The following is a 3,140-nucleotide window of genomic DNA, read 5'->3' as shown; positions in this document are numbered from 1 at the left end:
ATGATATTTATAACCCTTTTGATTCTTCTATAGAAGAATCATTGAATGAACTTTATCAAAAAAATGACCTCTATAATTTTCCTCTAGTAAAAACCAACAAGTATTTGGAACATTATGTGTTGATTCACATAACAGATCATAAATATGAGGATGGTACTCTTATTATTGGCCCTTCTATGTATCCACAAGTATCTAAAGATATGGTTATTAAGCTTATGGAAGAGTTTAATTCCAGTGCTAGTATACCAGATGGGATTTCCTACTATAATTCCATTCCTGTGATGAAAAAAATCACTTTAATTCAGATAGGAATTTTATTATATTCTCTAATCTCTAAAGAAAAATTAGATGTAAATACTGTTTGGAAAAGGAATAAATCTCTAGAACAAAGATCCTATCCAGCTATCAATCCTGATTTATATATTTCATCACAGCGACAGAATAGTTCGAAATATTACGACATAACATTAGAAAGACAATTTTTCACAGCAATTAAAGAAGGAAATAAACAAAAGTTAATACAGTATGCATATGAATTCCCTCAAGAAAACGCTGCTACTTTATCAAATACGAGTCAGCTTAGAAACCAAAAGAATAACGGTATTATTGCAATTACATTAGCTACCCGGTATGCGATAGATGGTAATCTTCCATCAGAAATCGCTTTTTCACTTAGTGAGCTATATATACAAGCTCTCGAACAATTAGACAATATGTATTCAATAAATCGAGTAATCGAAGATGCTTTATGCACTTTTGCTGATCATGTTAAAGAATATAATTCTAAAAGGTATTCAAATATGATTACTTTATGCCTAGATTATATTAATAAAAACATTTATCGTGAAGTTTCTCTCAATGATCTCGCTAAACTTTTGAATATTACCCCTACTTATTTATCTAGATTATTTAAAAAAGAAGTAGAAATTTCTTTCAGTGAATATATTCAGAGAGAACGAATTGAAGAAGCAAAAAAACTATTACTATTAACTTCTTATCCATTATCAGATATTTGTGCTTGGCTTAACTTTAATGATCAAAGTTACTTCACAAGAGTGTTCAAAAAATTCACCAGCATGACTCCTAAACAATATCGTGAACAACATACCGTAATATAAGTTGGTTCTGGTGCTAAAACTTTGAAGTATATGAAAATGGTCTATCAAACTTGGACATACTGATAGTACTACTCTATAAAAGGTGTGTGAACAGTATGGAAGAGGAGACTATATTTAAGTGGAAACATTATCAACCGGATATTATTTTATTAACTGTGAGATGGTACCTACGGTACAACCTCAGTTTTCGTGATTTAGTCGAAATGATGGAAGAACGTTGGCTATCCCTTGCTCATACAACTATCATGTGATAGGTTCATCAATATGGTCCCGAATTAGATAAGCGTGTACGACGTCATCTTAAATCAACCAATGATTCTTGGCGAGTCGATGAGACGTATGTGAAAGTCAAAGGTCAATGGATGTACCTATATCGCGCTGTTGATTCAAAAGGAAATATAATTGATTTTCATTTAAGCAAAACAAGAGATCATAGGGCTGCAAAGCGTTTTTTCAAGAAAGCTTTGCAGTCTTTTCATGTTTCAAAGTCCCGTGTGATTACAGTAGACAAAAACCCGGCCTATACTATAGCGATTGAAGAGTTGAAGAAAGAGAAAAAGATGCCTGTAGGCATCCAAATAAGGCAGACAAAATACCTTAATAACATTGTAGAGCAAGATCATCGTTTTATTAAAAAGAGAGTTCGTTCAATGTTAGGATTGAAATCTTTTCGTACAGATAAATCTATTCTTTCAGGAATAGAAGCGATGCATATCATAAAAAAAGGCCAACTTATTTTACGGGACAAGTCTGTCCAAAATGAAATGAAGTTTATTCATCAACTATTCGGAATGGCTGGATAAGAATAGATTCCATTAGGAATCTATTTACCTCTTTCAAATAAATGCAATCTTTGCACCAGAACCTCAATATACGTATGAGCTTTTAGGTGAAAAGCTGCTATTAAAGAAGCTAAAAAGAAGAAAAAATAATACATTGTGTAAATGTGTACATTTACACTTACACTTTTACACAAATGCACATATTTTAAACGGAGGAGATTGTATGAGAGCAATTATAGCAATCGGACTAATCATCGTAAGTTATATACCATTCCCAATACTCACAATACAACTAATTCAATTACTCTTTTTAGTGCTTACCCTAAGTTTTGGATTCTATCTTTTATATAACATGTTTATCGGCATAGTTGCTATTGGAATAGGTATTTCAGGTGTAGTAATGGCTACTGCTCTTGTTTCATACGCACTATACTTACTAGCCTAACTTACTACTATATTAAGGAGAATTATATATGAAGACTCATTTAGATTACTTAGAAGAAGATATGGAAATGATGAAACTATTAGGAAATCCTACTCGTTTTCGTATTTTATGCGAACTATACCCTAACAATACATACAATGTTTCTGAGATACTGCGATCCCTGGATCTACCCCAAGCATATACATCACAGCAATTATCCAAAATGCGAGGTAATATAGTAGACTCAGAACGGAGAGGGAATGAAGTGTACTATTTCATAAAAAACCCTAAAGCAAAAGCAATTATGGAAATATTATTAAATTATAAAAATTAAAACCCTATACGTAAAGGAGAAAACATGTAGGTTCTGGTGCAAAAACTCTAAAGCTCTTGCAAGTAATCTCCTAAACTTGGACATACTGATAGTATGACTCTAAAAAAGGTGTGTGATCAGTATGGAAAAGGAAAATTTGTTTAAATGGAAGCATTATCAGCCTGAACTAATCTTATTAACAGTAAGGTGGTACCTACGGTACAATTTGAGCTTCCGTAACCTCGTGGAAATGATGGAGGAAAGAGGATTATCAATGGCTCACACAACCATTATGCGTTGGGTTCATCAATATGGGCCTCAATTAGAAGAGAAAGTACGACATCATCTTAAATTAACAAATGATTCGTGGAGAGCCGATGAAACCTATATTAAAGTAAAAGGGCAATGGATGTACTTATATCGTGCAGTTGATTCAGAGGGTAATACAATTGATTTTTATCTAAGTAAATCAAGAGATAAACAAGCAGCCAAGCGCTTTTTCA

4 protein-coding genes and 1 pseudogene are annotated in these 3,140 nt (G+C 32.7%); all 5 read left to right on the top strand.

Going from position 1 to position 3,140, the window contains the following annotated elements:
* Positions 1-1,118: AraC family transcriptional regulator (locus AB3X48_RS19980; RefSeq protein WP_367959852.1), on the top strand; the 1,118-nt coding region annotated here is incomplete at its 5' end.
* Between the two features lie 95 nt (positions 1,119-1,213).
* Positions 1,214-1,921, top strand: a pseudogene (locus AB3X48_RS19975) (IS6 family transposase).
* A 202-nt stretch (positions 1,922-2,123) separates the two neighbouring features.
* Positions 2,124-2,345, top strand: a complete 222-nt coding sequence (locus tag AB3X48_RS19970; RefSeq protein ID WP_367959851.1) for a hypothetical protein — start codon at positions 2,124-2,126, stop codon at positions 2,343-2,345.
* 28 nt (positions 2,346-2,373) lie between these two features.
* On the top strand, positions 2,374-2,658 hold the full coding sequence (locus tag AB3X48_RS19965; protein ID WP_088099831.1) for an ArsR/SmtB family transcription factor: 285 nt from the start codon (positions 2,374-2,376) through the stop codon (positions 2,656-2,658).
* Positions 2,659-2,779: 121 nt separating this feature from the next.
* On the top strand, positions 2,780-3,140 hold a 361-nt coding region (locus AB3X48_RS19960), incomplete at its 3' end, for an IS6 family transposase (protein WP_367959850.1).

Origin of the sequence: Bacillus sp. S4 (assembly GCF_040838205.1) — a bacterium.
In the GTDB taxonomy this organism is placed as follows: domain Bacteria; phylum Bacillota; class Bacilli; order Bacillales; family Bacillaceae_G; genus Bacillus_A; species Bacillus_A cereus_U.
Note: the sequence above shows the minus strand (reverse complement) of the source record. Positions and strands in the feature narration are given on the sequence as shown.